At 68.8% G+C, this 5,080-nt stretch carries 3 protein-coding genes; 2 read left to right on the top strand and 1 reads right to left on the bottom strand.

Annotated elements, in window-relative coordinates:
* Window positions 1-936 (top strand): glycosyltransferase (locus AC5LUJ_RS16950; protein ID WP_493465274.1); only part of this gene is annotated, 936 nt, incomplete at its 5' end.
* 314 nt (window positions 937-1,250) lie between these two features.
* Window positions 1,251-2,354, top strand: a complete 1,104-nt coding sequence (locus tag AC5LUJ_RS16945) for a glycosyltransferase family 4 protein (RefSeq protein ID WP_250282402.1) — start codon at window positions 1,251-1,253, stop codon at window positions 2,352-2,354.
* A gap of 1,113 nt (window positions 2,355-3,467) precedes the next feature.
* On the opposite strand, the gene AC5LUJ_RS16940 is transcribed toward AC5LUJ_RS16945, so the two are convergent.
* Entirely contained in the window at window positions 3,468-4,493 is a 1,026-nt protein-coding gene (locus tag AC5LUJ_RS16940; protein ID WP_250290188.1) for a methyltransferase domain-containing protein, read from the bottom strand.
* Window positions 4,494-5,080 lie beyond the last annotated feature (587 nt).

Raw genomic sequence — 5,080 nt, 5'->3', positions numbered from 1 at the left:
ACAAGCCGGCCGGACGGGGCGGGCCGGCCACCGGCGGGCGGTGGCGGCGCGGCGGCCTCCCGGGACGTCCGCCAGCTCGGGGTGGCGCTCAGCCGGCCGCGGGTGGCCGACCGGCGCGAGGGCGTCCGGGCCCGGGTGGCGCTGCGTTTCCCCTGGCTGCTCACGGACCCGCGTGACCTCGGCTATCTCGACGCCTACGACGTGGTCATGGCGAACTCGGTCTACACCCGGGACTGGATCCGCCGGCTGTGGCACACCGACGCCGACATCCTCTACCCGCCGATCCAGGTGGCGTGCCTGACCCCGGCGCAGGAGCGGGAACCGTCGGTGCTGACCGTCGGCCGTCTGTTCGCCCCCGGTCTGGGGCACGCCAAACGGCAGCTGGAGATGGTGCGCTGGTTCGGTGAGCTGTACCGCTCGGGCGCACTGCCCGACTGGCGGATGCACGTCGTCGGCGGCTGCGAGGACTCCCAGCTCCCCTACCTGGAGCGGATCCGGGACGCCGCCCGCGGCCTGCCGGTGGAGATCCATCCGAACGCCCCGCGGCACGAGGTGGAACGGCTGCTGTCCACCTGCTCGGTGTTCTGGTCCGCGACCGGCTACGGGGAGGACGTCGACCGCCGCCCGTGGACGGCCGAGCACTTCGGGATGACCACGGTCGAGGCGATGGCCGGCGGATGCGTCCCCGTGGTGATCGACAGCGCCGGCCAGCGCGAGATCGTCCGCCACGGGCTCGACGGCTTCCGCTGGACCTCCCCGCAGCAGCTCGCCTCGTTCACCCGGCGTCTCGCCACCGAGGACGCCATGCGCCGGCGGCTCGCGGCAAGCGCGGCCGCCCGCGCCCAGGAGTACGCGGACGCGGCGTTCGCCACCCGCTGGCGCGACATCGCCACCCGCCACCACCTCTACAGGCAGACCATGGCGGACAGAGCCTAATCACTTTCAGTGATCGCTCCCCGTTCAGCAGAAAAACAACAGAGCGGGCAACGGCGAACAACATCGTCACGATCCGGGGACTTCGAGCCCTGGAGCGTCTCACCATGGAGAACCACTCGATCACCTTTGGCGATCGTGCGCCAACAGGATGGACAGCACCAGGGAGTACCGACCACCGAGAGACACCAACCGGCGGGACCATTCACGCCGACCGCCGGGGGCTACCGGCGGCGCTGCCCGACGGCCCGCTGCCCGGCGGCGTCCCCAGGCGGCTGTGGTACTCACGGACGTACCCGTGGAGAGGAGCGAGCCCGATGCGGGTCATCCTGGACGGAACGCCCCTGCTCGGCCCGCGCACCGGGGTGGGCCACTACACCGGCCACCTGCTCGCCGAACTACCGTCACTGCCCGGCCTGGACGTCGCCGCGACCGCGTTCACCTGGCGTGGGCTCGACGGGTTCGCCCCGGCGCTGCCACCGGGCGTGCGGCCGGCCGCGCGCCGCGTCCCGGCCCGGCTCATGCACGAGGCGTGGGCACGCACCGACACGCCGAAGCTGGAATGGCTGGCCGGCGCGGCCGACGTGGTGCACGCCACGAACTTCGTCCTGCCGCCGCTGCGCCGCGCCCACGGCGTGCTGACCATCCACGATCTCGCCTATCTCAAGCTCACGAACACCGTCTCCGCCGCCTCCGCCCGCTACCGGGAGCTGGTCCCGCGCGGCCTGCGCCGGGCCGCCGCCGTCGTCACCCCGAGCGCGGCGATCGCCGCCGAGGTCGTCGACACCTACCGGCTGGATCCGGCGATCGTGACCGCGACACCGCTCGGCGTGGACGCGGCCTGGTTCGACGCGTCCCCGCCGTCCGCGCGCTGGCTCGCCGCCCATGGTCTGCCCGAGCGGTATCTGCTGTTCGTCGGCACCCTTGAGCCACGCAAGAACCTGCCGACCCTGCTGGCGGCGGTCCGCGGCCTGCACGCCGAGGTCTCCGACGCGCCGCCGCTGCTGCTGGTCGGGCCGTCCGGCTGGGGGCCGGCGCTCGACCGGTCGCGGCTGCCGGCCGGGGCGGTCGTCACCACCGGCTACCTGCCGACGAACCAGCTCCGCCGGCTGGTCGCCGGGGCCGCCGCCCTGTGCTTCCCCTCGTTCTACGAGGGGTTCGGCCTGCCGCCGCTGGAGGCACTGGCGGCCGGGACCCAGGTGGTCGCCGCCGACATCCCCGCTGTCCGGGAGGTCCTCGGCCCGCTGGCCGGCAAAGGCGTACGACTCGTCCCGCCGATGGACACCGAGGCATTGACCGACGCGCTGATCGGCGCGCTCAAGGAGGATGCCGACCCGGCCCCGGGCCGCTCCCACGCCCGGACGTTCACCTGGCGCCGCACCGCCGAACGCACCGCCGCCGTCTACGCCTCCCTCACCTGACCCACCCCGCCCCGCAGGCGGATTCCATCCGCGCGCACCGTAGGTGGATTCCGTCATCACAGCAACGCTTTCCACCTACAGCAGCGGAAGCCGTAGGTGAAAAGCGTTGTGATGACGACGGTTTTCACCTACAGCTTCCGCGCCTGTAGGTGTCATATCGCCCCACTTCATGGGTCTCGCAGGTCACGGGCGTACCGTTCGCTGTTGATCTCAGCGTTTCGTCGTAATCGATCATCCGGCGGACAGTTCCCGGATCACACGCCGGAACGGCAGCGACCCGGAGCCGGTGGGCCAACACCCGCTCCGGGTCCTGATCCCCAACCCTGCGCAGAAAGGAGTCAGAGACCCATGGAAATGATCCCAAACAGTCGTCGGCCTGGTCGTAGCGAGTCGCATTTCAATGGCTTGTTGATGGCGGACCCGGCGGAGTCAGCCCGTGTCAAGCTGCCCCCGCCGGACTCGGACCTATACATTCTCCGGTCAGCGCTGGTGCTGCCGGCCAGCGGAGGCGATCAGCGGACGTTCGCGCTTCTCTCCCCTCCGGACGGGACGGCCGGGACAGAACCCCGAGGGGAAGTCCGTGGGCTTACCGTCACCGGGTATGGCTGGGCAGCACATGGTGTGTCTGTCCGCCAAATCGCACAACCTTGATCGTTGCCCAGGACCTCCGACACACCGATAATCGAGGGAGGCCGTGGGAAACATCGACATCTCGCCGACCTGTACAAACGTTATAGATCATGGATTTTGGCGCGATTGTCCACAGACCCCCGTTGTCCACAGACCCCCGTCGGAGATTAGAGGACGATCTTGTATCGTCGCAGGTCAGCAGGGGTGAAAACTATGGTACGGTTCCCGCACAGGCAAGATCCGAGTCGGATTACAACACGAACAACACGCCGGTCTCCCAACCGACATGCAGGGCGGGCGGCAGAGCCGACGTACCGTCGGGCACGGCGTGCCGGTGCCGCGTGCAGGCGTCGCATGGCAGTCCCGCCGGGTCCCGTTCCCGGGCGCGGCGGGTGTGGCGCGCCTTCTGCGGCGATTTGAAGGGGCGCCCCTGAAGCCGTGCAGGACTTTGGCGGCGATCTTTCTTCGGTGCGTGTGTCCTGGTCAGGCGGCCGGTTGCTGGACAGACGAGATGACCTGGTCCGGGGTGTCGAGCCAGAACGTCTGCCCTTCGGGGGTGACGATCAGGCCGAAGCGGGTGTGATCGGGCTGGCCGGTGCCGATCCACCAACGGTAGGTGGCTTCCAGTTCATCCCACAGGTGGCGTGGTCCCTGGTGGTAGACCTTGTGAACGTCCGTGCCGGGAACGATGGTGGCCCACGATCCGGATGCGTAGTGCGACAGCAGCATGATGCCATCGGCCCTGAGCCCGGTCACCCAACCGGGAAGGCGGGCGCCGAAGGCGAACCCGGTCTCAAAGTCGGCAAACGGCTCAGGGTGGTAGATCTGCGTTGTTGTGATCTGGACGCCATCTGGTTCTTCGTCGTAGTAGGCGGCGCTTTCCGGGCTGTATACCCGCCACAATGCCCTGTCGTTCCGCTGGTTGCGTAGCCGCATGAACCCGGTGCTGCCGTGGCAGCGGCCCCGAGCGGTGCCGTCATCGCCGACGGTGAGGCAGGCGAACGCCTGGCATTCGTCGAAGCCGGCGACGAGAGGGAGCACGATTTTCCCGCCGGGTCGGGTCTGCTCCACCCATGCGTACGGCACCCGCAGCGCACTCGCGGTGCATATGACCCGTTCGTAGGGGGCGTTCTCGGCGTATCCGAGGGCACCGTCGCCGGTGACCACCGTGACCGGCAGGCCGGTCCTGGCGAGGACGGTCCGGGCGTGCCGGGCAATCTTCTCGTCCATCTCGATGGTGGTGACATGCCCGGGTGCCGCCCTCTCGGCGATCAGTGCGGCGTTGTAGCCGGTTCCCGTGCCGATCTCCAGGACGTCTGTGCCGTGGTGGACGTCGAGCAGACCGAGCATCGCGTCCATGACCGCGAGAGCGCTGGAAGAGCTGGTCGGGAAGGTGCCGGTACCGTCTTCGTCGAGTTTTCCATCGTCGACCTGAGTGACGATCGCATCATCGCTGTCGACCAGCCTCGACCAGACGTCCGGATCATCAGCCCGGTTGATCGGATACATGGAGCTGCCTTCTCCCCGATGAACCCAGATCACGGGCGGGATGAAATCGGCCCGATTCATACCGTTCCCTTCCCATTACATCTGTCACAGTTCTTGATCTCGGTTGCGGCCTTTCCGCTTCGGCCGTCATAAACAACCGTGATAGTTCCGGTGCCGTTACACTTCGGACAGGTCTGGGGTTGCGAGTGTTTCCCCATTGCACTCCTTGAACAACTGTGGAGAAAACCGGCGGCGACCTGTCAGCCCGAGTCGGCGCCCCTGTTTCTCCGGGTGTGCCGTGCGACGCGGTGGCGGGCCCGGTGAGATCGCGGTGGTTCGTGGCGGCCTCCTCGCCCCCGGACACCGACGTGCCCGCCGGAACCTGCCACGGAGAGCACCGGAGAATCAGCGTAGCCGGCTATGGCGCGCCCACCTGTACCGCACCGCCTTGGCCGCCCCCGAAACCGCCGAACAGATCTACGCCCCGTTCCGGGTAGCAGCGGTTTTCTGCCCGCGGCTGACGACGGAGGTGGGCGGGGGCTCTCGTAGCCTCCAGGGGTGGTGGACGCACTCGACGGGCCGGCGTCCGTCAGCCGGGAGGCGGGCGG

The organism is Protofrankia sp. CiP1_Cm_nod3 (genome assembly GCF_982290655.1).
The sequence above is the reverse complement of the archived record's forward strand: the minus strand, read 5'-3'. Positions and strand labels throughout refer to the sequence as shown.